This is a genomic window from Thiomonas arsenitoxydans (genome assembly GCF_000253115.1).
Taxonomy (GTDB): domain Bacteria; phylum Pseudomonadota; class Gammaproteobacteria; order Burkholderiales; family Burkholderiaceae_C; genus Thiomonas; species Thiomonas arsenitoxydans.
Genome location: NC_014145.1, coordinates 2,130,664 through 2,148,227, shown reverse-complemented (window position 1 = coordinate 2,148,227; position 17,564 = coordinate 2,130,664). Strand labels below are relative to the sequence as shown.

The following is a 17,564-nucleotide window of genomic DNA, read 5'->3' as shown; positions in this document are numbered from 1 at the left end:
AGACCATGAATGCCATTTAAGCTTTCCTCACCCCAATGGAGAATAAGATGAGTAACAAAGGGCAGTTGCTACAAGACCCCTTTCTGAACCTGCTGCGCAAAGAGCACGTCCAGGTGTCGATTTATCTGGTCAATGGCATCAAGTTGCAAGGTCACATCGAATCTTTCGATCAATACGTGGTGTTGCTGCGCAATACCGTCACCCAGATGGTTTACAAGCACGCCATTTCCACGGTCGTTCCGGCACGTCCCGTCTCATTCCAAACCGGTGAGCAAGAAGCACCCGCAGCCTGAAGGGCAGTCTCAGGGGCCTGAGCGCGCTGCATTGGTCAGCGTCCAGCAGCGACGTCCCTCATCCGACGACGCGCTGGCTGAGTTGGAGCAACTCAGCACGTCCGCTGGTTATGCACTGGCGGGAGAGATGTCTTGCGTGCGTGCGAGGCCCGACGCGGCGACTTACATCGGTTCGGGCAAGCTCGATGAATTGAGCGAACTGGTCAGCACCACTTCGGCGGATGCCATCATTTTCGACAATGCACTGAGCCCTATCCAGCAGCGTAATCTGGAGAAAGCCCTCGGCAAACCTGTCATCGACCGTACGGGCCTCATCCTCGAAATCTTCGCCCGCCGCGCGCAGAGCGCCGAGGGCAAGATGCAGGTCGAACTCGCTCGTCTCGAACACCTGGCCACGCGCCTCGTGCGTGGCTGGACGCACCTGGAGCGCCAGACCGGCGGTATCGGCGTGCGTGGCGGCCCGGGCGAAAAGCAGATCGAGCTCGACCGCCGGATGCTCGACGACAAGATCAAGATGCTTCGTACACGTCTGGGCAAACTGGGGCGCCAGCGCATGACGCAACGCCGTGCGCGCAGGCGCACCGGCGCGTTTCGCGTGGCCTTGGTGGGCTACACCAATGCGGGCAAAAGCACGCTGTTCAACGCGCTCACCAAGTCGAAAATTTACGCGGCCGACCAGCTTTTCGCGACCCTCGACACCACCACGCGCAAGTTCTACCTGGGCCCGCAGGTCAACGTCACCCTGTCCGACACGGTGGGTTTCATCCGCGATCTGCCCCACACCTTGATCGAGGCCTTCAAGGCTACGCTCGAAGACACGCTTCAGGCCGATTTGCTGCTGCACGTCGTGGATGCGAGTTCGCCCATGTTGCGCGAGCAGATGGATGAAGTTCACGCCGTTCTGCGCGAGATCGGCGCGGACGATATTCCGCAATTCTTGATCTTCAACAAATCTGATCTGTTGCCAGTGAACCTTCAGGTTACAAATGGTCACACTCAATCCGAGGGCATCGAAGCGCGTGCTAGCATGCCTCGGCTCGTCGTAAGTGCCTTGACCGGCGCTGGTGTTGCTTCCCTCAAAAGTGCGCTGCTGGAAGCGGTATTGGCTGATCCCCGCTTCCAATCCTCTGCTTCAGCTTTGTCGGACACTACTCAAATTTCCGCATGACTCCCTTACGTTTTTGGCCTCGTGTGTGGCCTTTTTCGCGCATGTTCAACCTCAATGACCCGCGTTGGGGCAAGGACGACGGCACGAACGGTCAGCAAAGCAATAACAACCAAGATCCGAACCGGCGTCCTGGCAGCGGCGGCCCGCCCGATCTCGATGAACTCTGGCGTGATTTCAACCGCAAGCTCAACGGCCTGTTCGGCAAGAAGCGCGGCTCAGGCAACGGTGGCGGCACGCCGCCGCAACGCCCCGACCTCTATCCCTCAGCCAAGGGCATGGGCGTGGGGGTCATCATTCTGGTGGTCATCGGGGTGCTGGGCTGGCTGTCTTCCGGCTTTTTCATCGTGCAGGAAGGTCAGCAGGCTGCGGTGACGCGTTTTGGCAAACTGGCCTACATCACCGACGCCGGTTTTCACTGGCGCCTGCCCTATCCGTTCGAGGCCGATGAAATTGTCAACGTCTCGCAGGTTCGGTCGGTCGAGGTCGGGCGCGGCGGCGAGGTGAAGGCAACGGGTTTGCCCGAGTCGGCCATGTTGACCAAAGACGAGAATATCGTCGACGTTCGCTTCGCCGTGCAGTACCGCATCGACAACGTGGTGGACTACCTCTACAACAACCGCAGTCCGGACGACGCGGTATCGCAGGCGGCTGAAACCGCGGTGCGCGAGGTCGTGGGCAACAAGACGCTCGACTATGTGCTCTATGAGGGTCGCGAGCAAGTGGCCAGCGACGTGCAGGTTTTGACGCAAAAAATTCTTGATCGCTACAAGACCGGCATCATCATCACCACTGTCACGCTGCAGAACGTGCAGCCCCCGGAACAGGTGCAGGCCGCTTTCGATGACGCCATCAAAGCGGGACAAGACCGTGAACGGCTGAAGAACGAAGCCCAGGCCTACGCCAACAACGTCATTCCCCGTGCGCAGGGCACCGCGTCGCGCTTGATCCAGGACGCCGAGGCTTACAAGGCGCAGGTTGTGGCGCAGGCGCAAGGCGATACCTCTCGCTTCGATCAGATCCTGCAGCAATACGAAAAGGCGCCGCAAGTCACCCGCGAGCGTATGTATCTCCAAACCATGCAAGACATTCTTTCCAGCGTTTCCAAGGTCATGGTGGATTCGCGCAACAACAATAACCTCCTCTACATGCCACTGGATAAATTGCTGCAGCAATCCGCAGGCAAGGCCCCCACGAGTGTCTCGGCCGCGCCCGCTGCTCCCACCACCGTGCCGACCTTGCCGGCGGCCTCCGTGGGCACCGCCCCTGCGACGGCCGATAGTTCAGCGTCCGCGCCGGACGGAACCGCTCCTTCCAGTTCAAGAACCTCGCGCGATACCCTGCGTGAGCGCAACTTCCAGTGAGGGCTGAGCAATGAACAAGATCATTCTGGCTCTCGTGGCGCTGGTCGTAGCCATTCTGTTGCTGTCTTCCAGCCTGTTCGTGGTCGATCAACGGCAGTTCGCCGCCGTGTTCGGCTTGGGGCAGATCAAACGGGTCATCAGCACCCCTGGCCTGTATTTCAAGATTCCGGCGCCTTTCGAGAATGTGGTGTTTCTCGACAAGCGCATCCTGACCCTGCAAAGCCCTGATACCGATCGTTTCATCACGGCCGAGAAGAAAAACGTGGTGGTGGACTGGTATCTGAAATGGCGCATCACCAATCCGACCGAGTTCATTCGCAGTTACGGCGGCGATCAGCGACGCGCGGGCGACCGGCTTTCGCAGATCGTCAAAGCGGCGCTGAACGAGCAGATCACGCGTCGCACCGTGCGCGAGGTGCTGTCTTCGCAGCGCGACCAGGTCATGAAGGACGTGCAGACCGGCATTGCGAAAGACATCAAGGGTACGGGCATCCAGATCGTCGACATGCGACTGACCCGCGTCGACTTCGTTTCCTCCATCACCCAGTCGGTTTATCGCCGCATGGAGGCCGAGCGCCAGCGCGTCGCTAACGAATTGCGTTCGACCGGCTACGCCGAGGCGGAAAAGATTCGCGCCGAGGCCGACAAGCAGCGTGAAATCGTGATTTCTCAGGCGTACAGCAAGGCGCAGACCATCAAGGGCCAGGGCGATGCCGAAGCCTCGTCGATCTATGCCAAGTCGTTCGGACAGAACCCGCAATTCGCCGAGTTCTATCGCAGCCTCGAGGCCTATCGCGCCAGCTTCAACAGCAAGTCCGATGTCCTGGTGCTCGACCCGAACAGCCAGTTCTTCCAGTTCTTCCGCGGGCCGGGTGGAGCGGCCTTGAAGCCGGGCAAGTAAATCCGCAACAGAGACCGTCTTAACCGGCGGTCTCTGGCGGTCAGAATGCGGTATCTGCGATGCAGAACGTCTTGCTCCTTGCCATTGGCATGGTTCTGGTCATCGAAGGCCTGATGCCGCTGTTTTTCCCCCGCCAGTGGCGAGACATGTTCCGGCAGGTCATGGCACTGACCGACGGTCAACTACGCTTCGTCGGTCTGATCGCCGTTGCGATCGGCCTTCTCCTGGTGTTCCTCCTCAAGTAAGCTTGGATGTTGCACGGCTGACCGTGCCCCATTTTTCTGCGCGTCTTATGAGCAACTGGCGTCTTCCCGAATATTTTTCCGATGTGTTGCCGCGTGAGGCGGCGGTGATCGAGCACCTGCGCCGCGCCTGTCTCGATACGGCGCGGGGCTATGGCTATGCCCTGGTCATGCCGCCGTTGCTGGAGTTCGTCGATTCGCTGCTGTCGGGCACCGGGCAAGACCTTGATCTGCAAACTTTCAAGCTGATTGACCAGATCTCCGGGCGGGCGCTGGGCTTGCGTGCCGACATGACGCCGCAGGCCGCCCGTATCGACGCTCACTTGCTGAATCAGGACGGCGTGACGCGCGTTTGCTATTGCGGCAGCGCGGTGCGCACGCATCCCGAGGGCGTGCACGCCAGCCGGGAAATTCTGCAATTCGGCGCCGAGCTCTATGGGCATGCCGGACTGGAAGCCGATCTCGAAGTGCAGCAGCTTGCGCTGGACTGCCTGCGACTGGCCGGGGTGGATCGGGCTGCGCTCGATCTGGCCGACAACCGCATCGTGCGTGGCGTGTTGTCAGGCTTGCTGCTCGGGTCGCAAGACATGGAAGCGATTCTCGATGCACTGGCCAGCAAGGATGCTGGAGAACTGCGGTTGCTGACTCGCGACTGCACGCCAACCCAGCGCGCAGCCATTCTCGCCCTGCCCGAGCTGTACGGCGATGCGGACGTGCTGCTTGAGGCGCGGCGCGTGTTGCCGCAGCATGCACTCATTTCCCAGGCGATCGACGATCTGTCGGCGCTGGCCCGCCACCACCAGCAGCAGGGCGCGCAGGTGCAGATCGATCTGGCCGATATGCGCGGCTATCGCTATCACAGCGGGGTGATTTTCAGCGTGTACGCACAAGGCTATGCCAATGCCGTGGCGCGTGGTGGGCGTTACGACGAAGTCGGTGCCAGCTTTGGTCGGCCGCGCGCTGCCACCGGATTCTCCATGGACTTGCGCGAAGTGGCGGGCTTCGCCGCCGCGCCGCAGGCCAGCGCCGCCATTGCTGCGGAGTGGTCAACAGCCTCTGGTTTGCCGGAGGCGGTCGCCAATTTGCGACGCCGGGGCGAAACCGTGGTGCAATTACCCCCTGGTCAGGCGCACGAAGCAAGCGCCTTCAGCCGCCAGCTTGTGCAGCGAGGCGGCGCCTGGTTGGTTGAAGATCGCGGCTGATCTTCCCTAACGCTATCGTTGGATAGACTGATTTACTTGAGAGAACACACGCGTGAATACTGGTCGTCATGTGGTCGTAGTGGGCACCCAATGGGGAGATGAGGGCAAAGGCAAGGTCGTCGATTGGCTGACCGATCATGCTCAGGGCGTGGTGCGCTTTCAGGGCGGTCACAACGCGGGGCATACGCTGGTGATCAACGGGCAGAAAACCGCGCTGCAGCTCATTCCTTCAGGCGTGATGCGCGCGGGCGTGGCCTGTTATGTCGGCAATGGCGTGGTGGTCGATCCGCAACACCTGTTGCTTGAAATTGGTCGCCTCGAAGCGGCTGGAGTGGATGTGCGCTCACGGCTGCACATCAGCGAGTCCTGCCCAGTCGTGCTCCCTACCCATGTGGCGCTCGACAAAGCGCGCGAGGTGCGCCGCGAAAACGACGGCAGCGGCAAGATCGGCACCACCGGCAAGGGCATCGGGCCGGCTTACGAAGACAAGGTGGCCCGCCGCGCCATCCGTCTGCAAGACCTCAAGCATCCGAAGCGCCTGCAGGCCAAGCTTGCTGAAGTGCTCGATCTGCACAATTTTGTTTTGAAGAATTATTTGCACACCTGTCCGCTCGATGCAGGAATGGTGATGGATCAACTGCTCCAGTCCGCCGAGCAGGTGCGGCCCCTGTTGGCCGACGTGGGCTACCTGATTCATCAGGCCCATCTGCGCGGTGATCGCCTGCTCTTTGAAGGGGCGCAAGGCTCGCTGCTCGACATCGACCACGGTACTTATCCCTTCGTGACTTCGAGCAATTGCGTGGCCGGTACGGCCGCGGCAGGATCGGGCGTCGGCCCCGGCATGCTGCACTATGTGCTGGGCATTACCAAGGCGTACACCACCCGGGTGGGCAGCGGCCCCTTCCCGACGGAGTTGCCCACCACGGAGGCGGGCAGCGTGGGGCATCACCTCTCCAGCGTGGGTCAGGAGTTCGGCACAGTGACGGGGCGTGCGCGCCGCTGTGGCTGGCTGGATGTTGCGGCGCTCAAGCGGGCGGTCATCATCAACGGCGTGTCGGGGCTGTGCATCACCAAGCTCGATGTGCTCGACGGCCTGCCGACCATCCGCGCCTGTGTGGGTTATATGCTCGACGGCGAACGGCGTGACGTGCTCCCGCTCGATGCCGACGAGATCGAGCGCTGCGAACCGATCTACGAAGATTTTCCGGGCTGGACGCAAAGCACCAAGGGCCTCACGACCTGGGATCAACTGCCTGCTGCGGCGCGCAGCTATTTGCAGCGGGTGGGCGAGTTGATCGGCGCGCCGATCGACATGGTGTCGACCGGCCCCGACCGCGATCACACCATCGTGCTGCGGCATCCGTTTCAGGCTTGAGCGTTCAGTGCGTTCCGGCAGATTTCATTTTCCACACGTTCACAAAGGTTCGGCCATGCTCAGCGAGGACGGCAAGCATCTCTATGTTTCCTGGGACGAATACCACGCCCTGATTGAAAAACTCGCCCTCAAGGTATATGCCTCGGGCTGGGAGTTCGATCAGATCCTCTGCCTGGCGCGAGGCGGGGTGCGGCCTGGAGACATTCTTTCTCGCATTTTCGACAAACCCCTGGCCATCATGTCCACCAGTTCCTACCGCGAAAGCGCCGGAACGGTGCAGGGCCGCCTCGACATCGCCCGCTACATCACCCTGCCGCGCGGGGAGCTTGAAGGGCGCGTGCTGCTCGTTGATGATCTGGCCGATTCGGGCGAGACCTTGAAAGCCGTTGAAAACCATTTGCGCAGCGCCGGAAAAATTACCGATCTGCGCAGCGCCGTCATCTGGGTCAAGGGCATTTCGACCTATCTGCCCGAGTACTACGTGGACATGCTGCCCACGAGCCCCTGGATACACCAGCCCTTTGAAGAGTACGACGTGCTACGTCCGACTCGTCTGGCCGAGCGCTGGAAAATCTGAGTCGGAGGTCGCTGCCAGCTCATGGGCAGCAGCTCAAGAGCAACTCAGCGGCAATACTGCGAAATGAGCCCGGCGATCTTGGCGCGTTCTGCGGCGCGTTGCGCATCGTCCATGATGACCCGCTGGCCTTGGGCGTCGATTTGCACCATGCGTTGACCGCTATCGAGCACCTGGAGTTGCTTTTGCGCTTGCAGGCAGTTCTGCTGGTTTACAAGCGCCTGGGCCTGTTGCTGCTGTAGTTTGGCCTGTTCCTGCGCGGCTTGCTCGGCCTTTTTCTGTTCCGCGATTTTCTTTTCCAACTCGTTGCTGGCCTGGGGCTGCGATGCCGAGTGACTTGCGGTGGCTGGAACGGCGACGTTCGCGGCAGGGCGCTGCAGAATGTTGCCGGCGGGAATGTTGGCCGGGGGCGGCTGGTCGCTGTAATGCACCACGCCGCTGGCATCGCGCCATTTCCACTGCGCGGCGTGGGCAGACGTCATCCCCATCAGGGCCATGGCCAGAAACAGTGCGCTGCTGAAAACGCGAAATAGCGGAGCAGGTGCGAGAGTGCGCATAAGGATTCCCAAAGTCGCCGTGGTCAAAACAGGCTGCTAGCTTAGCGCGGTTGTGCAGCTCATCGGTCGGTTCGCTGCTGTCCCGAGCGTCGCGGTGACGCACACCCCTATAATTTCCTTTTGCACGGAGGCATCTATGCGTCTTGTAGGAAAAGCGCTGACTTTCGACGATGTGTTGTTGGTCCCCGCATATTCCCAGGTGTTACCCAGAGACACCAGCCTTGCGACTCGCCTGACTCGCAATATTTCCCTCAACATTCCTCTAGTGTCCGCCGCGATGGACACGGTGACGGAGTCGCGTCTGGCGATTGCCATGGCGCAGGAGGGCGGCATCGGCATCATTCACAAAAATTTCACCGCCAAGGCGCAAGCCACCGAAGTGGCGCGGGTGAAGCGTTTTGAGTCGGGCGTGCTGCGCGATCCGATCACCATCTCGCCAATCGTCAAAGTGCGCGATGTGATGCAGCTGTCGCGCCAGCATGGCATTTCCGGGTTTCCGGTGATCGAAAACGGCAAGGTGGTGGGCATCGTGACCAACCGCGACCTGCGGTTCGAGACCCGTCTCGATACCCCGGTGCGCGATGTCATGACGCCGCGCGAGCGCTTGGTGACCGTTCCTGAAGGCGCGCCGCTGGAACAGGCCAAGGCCTTGATGCACCAGCACCGGCTGGAGCGGGTCTTGGTGGTCAACGCCGAATTCGAATTACGCGGGCTGATGACCGTCAAAGACATTCAAAAGGCGACCGAGCGTCCGAATGCCGCCCGCGACCCGCAAGGCAAGCTGCGCGTGGGCGCTGCGGTGGGCGTGGGCGAGGGCACCGAAGAGCGCGTGGAGGCGCTGGCCAACGCTGGGGTCGATGTGATCGTGGTCGATACCGCGCACGGACACAGCCAGGGCGTTCTCGACCGGGTGCGCTGGGTGAAACGCAATTTCCCGCAGATCGAGGTCATAGGCGGCAATATCGCCACGGGCGCTGCGGCGCTCGCCTTGGTCGAGGCTGGGGCGGATGGGGTGAAGGTCGGCATCGGACCGGGCTCGATCTGCACCACACGCATCATCGCCGGGGTGGGCGTGCCGCAGATCACCGCCATTTCCGATGTCGCCAAGGCGCTCGAGGGCAGCGGTGTGCCCTTGATTGCAGACGGCGGCATCCGCTACTCGGGTGATATCGCCAAGGCGATCGCCGCGGGCGCGTACACCGTCATGATGGGCAGCATGTTCGCAGGCACCGAAGAGGCGCCGGGCGAGGCCATTCTTTATCAGGGTCGCGCGTACAAGGCCTACCGGGGCATGGGCTCCATCGGGGCGATGAAGGCGGGCTCGGCGGATCGTTATTTTCAGGATGGCGCCGAGACGACTTCCGCCTCAGGCAACGAAAAATTCGTGCCCGAGGGCATCGAAGGGCGCGTGCCGCACAAAGGGCCGCTGATCGCCATCATCTACCAACTGGTCGGTGGCGTGCGTTCGTCCATGGGCTATTGCGGCTGCGGCACGATCGAGGCGATGCGCGGCAAGGCCGAGTTTGTGCAGATCACTGCGGCGGGCATGCGTGAAAGTCATGTCCACGACGTGCAGATCACGCAGGAAGCGCCCAACTATCACGTCGACTGAACTCCCATCCCCATCGTCGGCTTCGCGCCGACGCTTGCTTTCATGCACGACAAAATTCTCATCCTCGACTTCGGCTCCCAGGTCACGCAACTCATCGCCCGCCGCGTGCGCGAGGCGCAGGTGTACTGCGAAATTCACCCTTGCGATGTGAGCGATGCTTTCGTGCGCGAGTTCGCGCCCAAGGGCATCATTCTCTCGGGCAGCCACGGCAGCACTTACGAAGACCACGAACTGCGCGCGCCGCAAGCCGTGTGGGATTTGGGCGTGCCCGTGCTGGGCATTTGCTATGGCATGCAAACCATGGCGGCGCAACTGGGCGGCAAGGTGGAATGGAGCGACCACCGCGAGTTTGGTTATGCCGAAGTGCGCGCCCGCGGTCACACCCGGCTGTTCGACGGCATCCAAGATTTCAGTACGGCCGAAGGCCACGGCATGCTCAAAGTGTGGATGAGCCACGGCGACAAGGTGACCGATATGCCCCCGGGGTTCAAGCTCATGGCGTCCACGCCGAGTTGCGCCATCGCGGGCATGGCCGACGAGGCGCGCGGTTACTACGCCGTGCAGTTTCACCCCGAAGTCACTCACACCGTGCAGGGCAGGGCCATGCTCACACGTTTTGTGCGAGAGATCTGCGGCTGCCGTGGCGACTGGGTCATGGGCGATTACATCGCTGAAGCGGTGCAGAGCATTCGCGCGCAGGTCGGTGATGAGGAGGTCATCCTCGGTCTGTCGGGCGGAGTCGATTCTTCGGTGGCGGCAGCGCTGATTCACCGCGCCATCGGCGACCACCTCACCTGCGTGTTCGTCGATCACGGCTTGCTGCGCCTGAACGAGGGCGACCTGGTGATGGACATGTTCGCGGGCAAGCTGCACGCCAAGGTGATTCGTGTGGACGCCAGCGAGCTGTTCCTGGGCCAGTTGGCGGGCGTGACCGATCCCGAGAAAAAACGAAAGATCATCGGCGGGCTGTTCGTCGATGTGTTCAAGGCTGAGGCGGCCAAGCTCAAAGGCGACGGCGCCAAGGGCGCGAAGTGGCTGGCGCAGGGCACCATCTACCCCGACGTGATCGAGTCGGGCGGCGCCAAGAGCAAAAAGGCCGTCACCATCAAGAGCCATCACAACGTCGGTGGCCTGCCCGAGCAACTCGGCCTGAAACTGCTGGAGCCCCTGCGCGAACTGTTCAAGGACGAAGTGCGCGAGTTGGGCGTGGCGCTGGGCCTGCCGCCCGACATGGTCTACCGCCATCCCTTCCCCGGCCCGGGGCTGGGCGTGCGCATTCTGGGCGAGGTGAAGAAGGAGTACGCCGACCTGCTGCGCCGGGCCGACGCCATCTTCATCGAAGAGTTGCGTTCGACCCTTGATCCAGATTCCGGCAAGAGCTGGTACGAGCTGACCAGCCAGGCCTTCACCGTGTTCCTGCCGGTCAAGAGCGTGGGTGTGATGGGTGATGGCCGCACCTACGACTATGTGGTCGCGCTGCGCGCGGTGCAGACCAGCGACTTCATGACCGCCGACTGGGCCGAGCTGCCCTATGCGCTGCTCAAAAAAGTGTCCAGCCGCATCATCAACGAGGTGCGCGGCATCAACCGCGTGACCTACGACGTGAGTTCCAAGCCGCCAGCGACCATCGAGTGGGAGTGAAGCCTGATGCGCCTGCTGTTCGGACTCATCGGTTTGCTGCTGACGCTGCTGATCATCGTCTGGCTGGTGCGCACCCAACTCACCGGACAGGCCGGGGTGGCGACGTCGCCGTCTGCTGCCGGTGCGCGTGGTGACGAGGGGCAGCCGGCGTCAGCCGCGCTCAAGCAATTCAAGCAATCGCTCGACAAGGCGCTGAAAGCGCGGCCTGCCAGCGTGCCCGAGTGAAGCCTATGACGCCGACGTTTGCCCCCGATCTCGAGGCTGACCGCGCGTTCATGCGTCTGGCGCTCGACCAGGCGCAGAATGCCTGGCTGCTGGGCGAAGTGCCGGTGGGCGCCGTGATCGTGAAGGACGGCAAGGTCATTGCCACAGGCTACAACCGGCCGATCGGCGACCACGACCCCACGGCTCACGCAGAAATCGTGGCGATTCGGCAGGCGGCCCATCTGCTGGGCAACTACCGTTTGCCGGAGTGCACGCTATACGTCACGCTGGAGCCCTGTGCGATGTGCGCCATGGCTTTATTGCATGCACGCTTTGCTCGCGTGGTGTTCGGCGCGCGAGACCCCAAGACGGGAGCGGCCGGCAGTGTGGTGGATCTGTTTGCCGAGCCCCGTCTGAACCACCATTGCGACATCACGCCCGAGATCGAGCAAGAGGCTTGCAGCGCGCTGCTCCAGGATTTCTTCCGGGCTCGTCGCAAGGAGCAAAAGCGGCCGGAGGAATCTGTACACGACGCCTGCCTCTCGGGCATCGAGGTGACCGAGCTGGACATCGAGCCGCCGCTTTGCTGATTTCTCGCCTTTTCTCATCCTCAACCCTTTGCGGCCTTGTTCATGCCAGATATCGAATCCGTCCCCGACCTGAAACCCCGTCGCGGTTTGCTGCGCCTCGTCTCACCCGCGGGCGCCGTGCAGGAGCCGCCGCGTCTGGAGGTGGCCAAGGCCCATCTACAAGCGTTGGGCTTTCGCGTACAGGCCGGTGCGCAGGTGGTGGCGCGCGTACAGCGCTTTGCCGGGACCGATGCGCAGCGTCTGCGCGCGCTCCACGATGCGGCGCGCAGCAAGGCCGAAGTGGTGATGATGACCCGCGGGGGTTATGGTCTGAGCCGTCTGCTGCAAGCGATTGACTATGAGCTGCTGGCGGAAGCCATCAAAGGGCGCAAGCAGATGTGGGTCGGGCACAGCGACTTCACCGCCCTGCAACTGGCCTTGCTCGCAAAAACGGGCGCGGTCACGTTCAGCGGGCCGATGGCCTCTTACGACTTTGGCGACAAGAAGCCCGATGACATCACGGTAGACAGCTTTTTGGATGCGGCCGACGGCACCCTGGAAGCGGTGGGTTTTGCCTGCGACGATGCGCCGCGCGGTCTTGACGTCGAGGGCGTGCTTTGGGGCGGCAATCTGGCCATGGTGACCAGCCTGATCGGCACGCCTTACCTCCCTCGCGCCAAAGGGGTGTTGTTTCTGGAAGATGTGAACGAACATCCCTACAGCGTCGAGCGCATGTTCAGCCAGCTGCTGCATGCCGGTGTGGCCCAGCGCCAGAAGGCGGTGTTGCTCGGGCAGTTCACAGCCTACAAACTCAGTGCCCACGATGCCGGCTACGACCTCAACGCCGCGGTGGACTGGCTGCGTGCGCAGCTCAAACCGCATGGCGTGCCCGTGCTGACCGGGTTGCCGTTCGGTCATGTGCGCACCAAACTGACCTTGCCCCACGGGGTTCGCACGCATGTGCTGCGCGACGGGCAGGAAGTCTTTCTGTTTTTCCCGCACGCCCAGCACTGAGTCTGACTCAACGCAGCGAATAGCTGCGGGTGGTTCAAGGACGGCAGGTTATTCAAACTCGCTTTATTGGCGCCGCTGCTGGTACTCACGCCGCAGCCGCTCCTGCTCGCTGGGCGGAAGGCGCTTGAAGCGCTCTTGCTCCTGCAGAATGCGCTCGCGCTGCTGTGGCGGCATGCGCTCCCACTGCTGGTATGCGCCTTGGCCATCGCGCTGATTTGCAGAGGCCGTCGGCGCCATCACCATCACTCCAAACGCAGAGATGGCGATGGCCGCCGCGGTCAGTCTTGCCTTACGCAGTTGGGCGCGAAATTGGGCGCGCGATTGGGTCGAATGGCACTCAAGCCGGATTGCCATTTTGCAGCCCTTGTTGCAGCATTTGCGGGTGATTGGAAAGCCACTGATAAAACTCGATGTTTTGAACCGCGTCAGCCACCTGCGGGCTGAGTGACTGGGAGTCAAATCCACCCGGATAAGCCCCGTTGCTGCCTGCGATGTTGCCTGCGAGGTGCGGCACGCTGATGAACACCGCCAAGGCCAGCGAAGCGGTGGCCATGCCTGCGGCAAACACCCGGGGCCAGCGCACGGAGCGAGAAGATCGGCGCGGCAGACGTGCAGCAAGCTGGGGCAGGGGCGCCAGAAGTTGGCTCAGCTGCTGGCCGAACTGCAACTCTTGCTGGCACTGCGGACAATTTTTCAGATGAGCTTCGATATGCGCCGCCTGTTCAGCCGACGCTAGACCACTGCGATAGTGGTCGATCTGAGCGGAAGTGAGATGGTTGCGGGTCGTCATGATGTCACCTGATTCAGGCAGTTCAAACTTTAGCGGGATGGTCGGATTCAAGCAATTCCCTCAAGCGGGTGAGCGCGCGCATGTGGTGCGTTTTGACGCTGCCTTCACTGACTTTCATCGCCGCCGCCGTGTCCACGATGGACAAACCTTCCATTTCGCGCAGCAGAAACGCCTCGCGCTGCCGCGGGCTCAGGGCGGAAATGGCATCGGCAATACGTCCGGCAAGCTGGCCGTTGGCGACTTCCTGCTCCGGGCCGAGGGCGGTGTCGGCAATCTGTTCCCAGCTGGGCGGTTGATCCTCTTCTTCGTCGCTGGAGAAGAAAAAATCGAAAATCTTCTCCACCTTGCGCCGACGGTGCATGTCGGTGATGCGGTTGCGCAGAATGCTGTAGAACAGCGGCGCCCATTCCTCCGCCGGTCGCAGCTTGTAGTTGCTCACCAGTTTGAGCAGGCTGTCCTGCACCACATCGGCAGCCAGGGCGGCGTCGCGCAATTCGATCAGCGCCATACGCGTGGCGCGCACGCGCACCTCGGCGCAAAAGCGGTTGAGCGCGACCGAATCGTGTTGCGAGGTGTCGATCACGAGCGCTGGGGAGAGGGCATAAGCATGATCCATAGCATAGTGGGCCAGTTCTGGCGGGTGGGTTTCGGTCGAAAACGGGGTCTTAGCCTCTGTAACGCCGTTCCAGGTGCCGTGATGACAGCGGATTCGCTCGCCAGACTGAAAATTTCTGTGACACCGCCCGGTTTGCGCCTGCGCAGGGCTCCGTAGAATGGCAGCGCCTTTCGCCATCCCGTCCCAGCGCTTGCCGTGAACCCTCGCCTCGACCTGCTTCAGCCCTATCCGTTTGAAAAACTGCGCGCGCTCCACCAGGGAGTGACGACGCCCGCGCAGTGGCCTGCGATCAGCCTGGGTATAGGCGAACCCAAGCATCCCACCCCGACCTTTATTCGCGACGCCCTGGCCGCCCATCTCGATGGCCTGGCGGTCTATCCGAGTACGGCCGGCACGGTGGAACTGCGGGAGGCGTGCGCTCAATGGGCGAGCCGGCGCTACGGTGTGCCGCTGAACGGGCAGACGCAGGTGCTGCCGATCAACGGATCGCGGGAGGCGCTGTTCGCCATCGCGCAGACCGTGGTGGACGCGAGCCGGGCCGGGGCCACGGTGGTCTGTCCCAATCCGTTCTATCAAATCTATGAAGGTGCTGCGTTGCTCGCTGGCGCGCAGCCGTATTTCGCCGCGGTGGATGCGCAGCGCAATTTCGCGGTCGATTGGGCGGCAGTGCCCGAGGCGGTGTGGCAGCGCACGCAGTTGCTCTACGTTTGCTCGCCGGGCAATCCCACAGGCGCGGTCATGCCCCTGGAAGAGTGGAAGTTGCTGTTCGATCTGTCCGACCGGCACGGTTTTGTCATTGCCAGCGACGAGTGCTATTCAGAAATCTGGTTCGGCGCGCAGCCTCCGCTAGGCGGACTGGAAGCCGCATGGCAACTGGGGCGGACGGACTTTCGCAACCTGCTGTTTTTCACCTCGCTTTCCAAGCGCTCGAACGTGCCCGGTCTGCGCTCCGGCTTTGTCGCGGGCGATGCCAAGCTGATCGCGGCCTTCACCCGCTATCGCACCTACCACGGCAGCGCGATGGGGCCGGCTGTGCAGGCCGCAAGTGCCGTGGCCTGGAACGATGAAACGCATGTCGAGCACAACCGCGCGCTGTACCGCGAAAAATTCGCCGCCGTGCTGCCGATTTTGCAGCCGGTACTCGACGTGCAATTGCCCGATGCCGGGTTCTACCTCTGGGCGGCTACGCCGGGCGATGATGCGCAGTTTTCCCGCGGGCTGCTCGAAAAATACAATGTCACCGTTTTGCCGGGCAGCTATCTGGCGCGGGAGCAGGGCGGCGTCAATCCGGGGCGCGGTCGTATTCGTATGGCGCTGGTGGCCCCGCTGGAAGAATGCGTCGAAGCCGCCCGCCGTATTGCCGCCTATTGTTCTGAACCGATCCACTCACAAAGACCTTCACCATGACGCAACAACTGCAGACCCTTATCGACCAGGCCTGGGAAAACCGCACCGAATACAGCCCGGCCAATGCACCGGCGGAACTGCGCGAGGCGGTCAGCCATGTGATCGACCAGCTTAACGTGGGCAAACTGCGGGTGGCCGAGCGCGTGGGCGGCGAGTGGGTGACGCACCAGTGGCTGAAAAAGGCCGTGCTTCTGAGCTTCCGTCTGCACGACAACGTGGCCATGCAGGCCGGCGATCTGCACTTTTTCGACAAGGTGCAGACCAAGTTTCACAACCTCGACGAAGCGCAGATGCGCGCCACCGGGGTGCGCGTGGTGCCGCCGGCCGTGGCCCGGCATGGCTCTTACATCGCGCCCAATGTGGTGCTCATGCCGTCGTATGTGAACATCGGCGCTTATGTGGACGAGGGCACGATGGTCGATACCTGGGCCACCGTGGGCTCGTGTGCGCAGATCGGTAAGAACGTGCATCTGTCCGGCGGCGTGGGCATCGGCGGCGTGCTCGAACCCATTCAGGCCAACCCGACCATCATCGGCGACAACTGCTTCATCGGCGCGCGCTCGGAGGTGGTGGAGGGTGTGATCGTCGAAGACAACTGTGTCATTTCGATGGGCGTTTACATCGGTAAATCGACCAAGATTTACGACCGCGCCACTGGCGAAGTGAGCTATGGCCGCATTCCCGAGGGTTCAGTGGTGGTCAGCGGCAACCTGCCTAGCAGCGATGGCAAATACAGCTTGTACTGCGCCGTGATCGTCAAACGGGTGGATGCGCAGACGCGCTCCAAGACCAGCATCAACGAACTGCTGCGGACCTGAGCGCAGCCTGCGCGAATCTGCAGTTTCAAACAACTAGGGGGGGTGTATGTCGGCAATGGAGCGCTTGTTCAAGCTGATGGCGGAGAAGAAAGCCTCCGACATCTACATCAGTCCGCATGCTCCCATCCTCATCCGCATCAATGGTCATGCGGTGGCAGTGAACCGGCAGGTTCTCACTCCAGAGGAGCCCTTCCGGCTGCTGGCTGAAGCCGTGGGGCATGAGCGGGCCGCGGAGGTCACCCGCACCGGCGAACTCAACTTGGGGTTGCCGCGGCCGGGGCTGGGGAGCTTTCGCATCAGCGCGTTCCGCCAGCGCGGCAGCGTGGCGATGGTGGTGCGCTACATCCCCGGAGAAATTCCGGCGCTGGAGTCGCTCAACCTGCCCGGCGTGCTGGCCGATCTGGTGATGGAAAAGCACGGCCTGCTGCTCATGGTGGGCTCGACCGGCGCGGGCAAGAGCACCACGCTGGCAGCGATGATCGACTATCGCAATGCCAACAAAACCGGGCACATTCTCACCCTTGAAGAGCCCATCGAATATCTGTTCTCCAATCGCAAGTCGATCGTCAACCAGCGCGAAGTGGGCATCGACACCGAGTCTTTGGCGGTGGGCCTGAAAAACGCGCTGCGGCAGGCGCCCGACTGCATCATGATTGGCGAAATCCGCGATCAGGCCACGATGAGTGCCGCCCTGCAGTACTCGCTCTCGGGCCATCTCTGCCTGGCCACACTGCACGCCAACAACAGCTATCAGGCGCTCAATCGCATTGTGGGCTTCTATCCCATGGATCAGCGCGCCGCGTTGTTCAACGATATGGCTTCGGGCCTGCGGGGCATTGTGTCGCAACGGCTCCTGCGGGCGACCGCCGGAGGGCTGACGCCCGCTGTGGAAATCATGCTCAACACCCAGCTCGTGCGCGAGTTGATCGAGAAGGGCGACTTTTCCGGCGTCAAGGAAGCGATGGAAAAGTCCATGGCCGAAGGCTCGCAGACCTTCGAGCAGGCGCTGGCCACCATGGTGATCGACGGCGTGGTCAGCCGCGAAGAAGCCCTGGCCTACGCCGATTCGCCGACCAATCTGCTCTGGCGTTTGGAAAACGACTCGACGCTGCGCAAGCAGGCGGCGCCCGCCGAGGCAATCGAGGACGATACGCCCTCATTCACTGAAATCACCCTCGACCTGGACTCGCCGCGCTGAAGGCGAGGCCGGGCGCTCCCCA

The 17,564-nt window shown here is 62.2% G+C and carries 20 protein-coding genes; 16 read left to right on the top strand and 4 right to left on the bottom strand.

What is annotated here, in order from left to right; translation table 11 throughout:
- The first annotated feature begins 47 nt into the window (after positions 1-47).
- From hfq to THI_RS10015, 8 genes are read left to right on the top strand one after another with little or no spacing between them, the layout of a single operon-like run.
- Positions 48-293 carry an RNA chaperone Hfq gene (gene hfq, locus THI_RS10050; RefSeq protein WP_013106150.1) on the top strand — a complete coding sequence of 82 codons (246 nt, stop codon included), beginning with the start codon at positions 48-50 and terminating at the stop codon, positions 291-293.
- Positions 268-1,461 (top strand): GTPase HflX, encoded by a 1,194-nt coding sequence (hflX, locus tag THI_RS10045; protein ID WP_064135056.1) that lies wholly within the window; start codon positions 268-270, stop codon positions 1,459-1,461. Before hfq ends, hflX begins: the two co-directional genes overlap by 26 nt.
- 41 nt (positions 1,462-1,502) lie before the next feature.
- Positions 1,503-2,822, top strand: a complete 1,320-nt coding sequence (gene hflK, locus THI_RS10040) for an FtsH protease activity modulator HflK (protein WP_013106148.1) — start codon at positions 1,503-1,505, stop codon at positions 2,820-2,822.
- 10 nt (positions 2,823-2,832) lie between these two features.
- The gene (gene hflC, locus THI_RS10035) at positions 2,833-3,723 is read left to right on the top strand and encodes a protease modulator HflC (RefSeq protein ID WP_013106147.1); all 891 of its coding nucleotides are present in this window, start codon (positions 2,833-2,835) and stop codon (positions 3,721-3,723) included.
- 59 nt (positions 3,724-3,782) lie between these two features.
- Positions 3,783-3,968 carry a DUF2065 domain-containing protein gene (locus THI_RS10030; protein WP_013106146.1) on the top strand — a complete coding sequence of 62 codons (186 nt, stop codon included), beginning with the start codon at positions 3,783-3,785 and terminating at the stop codon, positions 3,966-3,968.
- Between the two features lie 47 nt (positions 3,969-4,015).
- Positions 4,016-5,167 (top strand): ATP phosphoribosyltransferase regulatory subunit, encoded by a 1,152-nt coding sequence (locus THI_RS10025; protein WP_013106145.1) that lies wholly within the window; start codon positions 4,016-4,018, stop codon positions 5,165-5,167.
- A gap of 52 nt (positions 5,168-5,219) precedes the next feature.
- Positions 5,220-6,542, top strand: a complete 1,323-nt coding sequence (locus THI_RS10020; RefSeq protein WP_013106144.1) for an adenylosuccinate synthase — start codon at positions 5,220-5,222, stop codon at positions 6,540-6,542.
- A gap of 55 nt (positions 6,543-6,597) precedes the next feature.
- Positions 6,598-7,119, top strand: coding sequence for a phosphoribosyltransferase (locus tag THI_RS10015; RefSeq protein ID WP_013106143.1), 522 nt, complete (start codon positions 6,598-6,600; stop codon positions 7,117-7,119).
- 44 nt (positions 7,120-7,163) lie between these two features.
- Here the strand turns inward: THI_RS10015 and THI_RS10010 are convergent, their stop codons facing one another.
- Complete coding sequence (locus tag THI_RS10010) at positions 7,164-7,673, bottom strand: DUF4124 domain-containing protein (protein WP_013106142.1); 510 nt, start codon at positions 7,671-7,673, stop codon at positions 7,164-7,166.
- A 136-nt stretch (positions 7,674-7,809) separates the two neighbouring features.
- Here THI_RS10010 and guaB point away from each other — a divergent pair, with 136 nt between their 5' ends.
- The 5 genes from guaB to THI_RS09985 are packed head-to-tail and all read left to right on the top strand — an operon-like array spanning position 7,810 to position 12,713.
- Positions 7,810-9,285, top strand: a complete 1,476-nt coding sequence (guaB, locus tag THI_RS10005; RefSeq protein ID WP_013106141.1) for an IMP dehydrogenase — start codon at positions 7,810-7,812, stop codon at positions 9,283-9,285.
- Between the two features lie 42 nt (positions 9,286-9,327).
- Positions 9,328-10,926 (top strand): glutamine-hydrolyzing GMP synthase, encoded by a 1,599-nt coding sequence (guaA, locus tag THI_RS10000; RefSeq protein ID WP_013106140.1) that lies wholly within the window; start codon positions 9,328-9,330, stop codon positions 10,924-10,926.
- Positions 10,927-10,932: 6 nt separating this feature from the next.
- A complete protein-coding gene (locus THI_RS09995) occupies positions 10,933-11,151 on the top strand; it encodes a hypothetical protein (protein ID WP_013106139.1) in 219 nt (72 codons plus the stop codon).
- A gap of 5 nt (positions 11,152-11,156) precedes the next feature.
- On the top strand, positions 11,157-11,720 hold the full coding sequence (tadA, locus tag THI_RS09990; RefSeq protein WP_013106138.1) for a tRNA adenosine(34) deaminase TadA: 564 nt from the start codon (positions 11,157-11,159) through the stop codon (positions 11,718-11,720).
- Positions 11,721-11,762: 42 nt separating this feature from the next.
- Positions 11,763-12,713, top strand: a complete 951-nt coding sequence (locus THI_RS09985) for an LD-carboxypeptidase (RefSeq protein WP_013106137.1) — start codon at positions 11,763-11,765, stop codon at positions 12,711-12,713.
- Positions 12,714-12,776: 63 nt separating this feature from the next.
- Here the strand turns inward: THI_RS09985 and THI_RS09980 are convergent, their stop codons facing one another.
- From THI_RS09980 to THI_RS09970, 3 genes are read right to left on the bottom strand one after another with little or no spacing between them, the layout of a single operon-like run.
- Positions 12,777-13,067, bottom strand: coding sequence for a DUF3106 domain-containing protein (locus THI_RS09980; protein ID WP_041608980.1), 291 nt, complete (start codon positions 13,065-13,067; stop codon positions 12,777-12,779).
- Positions 13,051-13,503 carry an anti-sigma factor family protein gene (locus tag THI_RS09975; protein WP_013106136.1) on the bottom strand — a complete coding sequence of 151 codons (453 nt, stop codon included), beginning with the start codon at positions 13,501-13,503 and terminating at the stop codon, positions 13,051-13,053. Before THI_RS09975 ends, THI_RS09980 begins: the two co-directional genes overlap by 17 nt.
- Before the next feature lie 22 nt (positions 13,504-13,525).
- Positions 13,526-14,119 (bottom strand): RNA polymerase sigma factor, encoded by a 594-nt coding sequence (locus THI_RS09970; protein ID WP_013106135.1) that lies wholly within the window; start codon positions 14,117-14,119, stop codon positions 13,526-13,528.
- Positions 14,120-14,314: 195 nt separating this feature from the next.
- On the opposite strand from THI_RS09970, the gene dapC reads away from it, so the two are divergent.
- From dapC to THI_RS09955, 3 genes are read left to right on the top strand one after another with little or no spacing between them, the layout of a single operon-like run.
- The gene (gene dapC, locus THI_RS09965; protein ID WP_013106134.1) at positions 14,315-15,526 is read left to right on the top strand and encodes a succinyldiaminopimelate transaminase; all 1,212 of its coding nucleotides are present in this window, start codon (positions 14,315-14,317) and stop codon (positions 15,524-15,526) included.
- Positions 15,523-16,344, top strand: a complete 822-nt coding sequence (gene dapD / locus THI_RS09960; RefSeq protein ID WP_013106133.1) for a 2,3,4,5-tetrahydropyridine-2,6-dicarboxylate N-succinyltransferase — start codon at positions 15,523-15,525, stop codon at positions 16,342-16,344. Before dapC ends, dapD begins: the two co-directional genes overlap by 4 nt.
- 46 nt (positions 16,345-16,390) lie before the next feature.
- Positions 16,391-17,542 carry a PilT/PilU family type 4a pilus ATPase gene (locus THI_RS09955; RefSeq protein ID WP_041608979.1) on the top strand — a complete coding sequence of 384 codons (1,152 nt, stop codon included), beginning with the start codon at positions 16,391-16,393 and terminating at the stop codon, positions 17,540-17,542.
- Positions 17,543-17,564: the final 22 nt, after the last annotated feature.

Bases quoted from the DNA above. Each gene is read 5' to 3' on its own strand.
- hflC (WP_013106147.1), top strand. From the start codon at position 2,833: ATGAACAAGATCATTCTGGCTCTCGTGGCGCTGGTCGTAGCCATTCTG.
- guaA (WP_013106140.1), top strand. From the start codon at position 9,328: ATGCACGACAAAATTCTCATCCTCGACTTCGGCTCCCAGGTCACGCAA.
- THI_RS09955 (WP_041608979.1), top strand. From the start codon at position 16,391: ATGTCGGCAATGGAGCGCTTGTTCAAGCTGATGGCGGAGAAGAAAGCC.
- THI_RS10025 (WP_013106145.1), top strand. From the start codon at position 4,016: ATGAGCAACTGGCGTCTTCCCGAATATTTTTCCGATGTGTTGCCGCGT.
- dapD (WP_013106133.1), top strand. From the start codon at position 15,523: ATGACGCAACAACTGCAGACCCTTATCGACCAGGCCTGGGAAAACCGC.
- THI_RS10010 (WP_013106142.1), bottom strand. From the start codon at position 7,673: ATGCGCACTCTCGCACCTGCTCCGCTATTTCGCGTTTTCAGCAGCGCA.
- hflK (WP_013106148.1), top strand. From the start codon at position 1,503: ATGTTCAACCTCAATGACCCGCGTTGGGGCAAGGACGACGGCACGAAC.
- THI_RS09995 (WP_013106139.1), top strand. From the start codon at position 10,933: ATGCGCCTGCTGTTCGGACTCATCGGTTTGCTGCTGACGCTGCTGATC.
- THI_RS09970 (WP_013106135.1), bottom strand. From the start codon at position 14,119: ATGGATCATGCTTATGCCCTCTCCCCAGCGCTCGTGATCGACACCTCG.
- THI_RS09985 (WP_013106137.1), top strand. From the start codon at position 11,763: ATGCCAGATATCGAATCCGTCCCCGACCTGAAACCCCGTCGCGGTTTG.
- tadA (WP_013106138.1), top strand. From the start codon at position 11,157: ATGACGCCGACGTTTGCCCCCGATCTCGAGGCTGACCGCGCGTTCATG.
- hfq (WP_013106150.1), top strand. From the start codon at position 48: ATGAGTAACAAAGGGCAGTTGCTACAAGACCCCTTTCTGAACCTGCTG.
- THI_RS10015 (WP_013106143.1), top strand. From the start codon at position 6,598: ATGCTCAGCGAGGACGGCAAGCATCTCTATGTTTCCTGGGACGAATAC.
- THI_RS09975 (WP_013106136.1), bottom strand. From the start codon at position 13,503: ATGACGACCCGCAACCATCTCACTTCCGCTCAGATCGACCACTATCGC.
- guaB (WP_013106141.1), top strand. From the start codon at position 7,810: ATGCGTCTTGTAGGAAAAGCGCTGACTTTCGACGATGTGTTGTTGGTC.
- THI_RS09980 (WP_041608980.1), bottom strand. From the start codon at position 13,067: ATGGCAATCCGGCTTGAGTGCCATTCGACCCAATCGCGCGCCCAATTT.
- THI_RS10030 (WP_013106146.1), top strand. From the start codon at position 3,783: ATGCAGAACGTCTTGCTCCTTGCCATTGGCATGGTTCTGGTCATCGAA.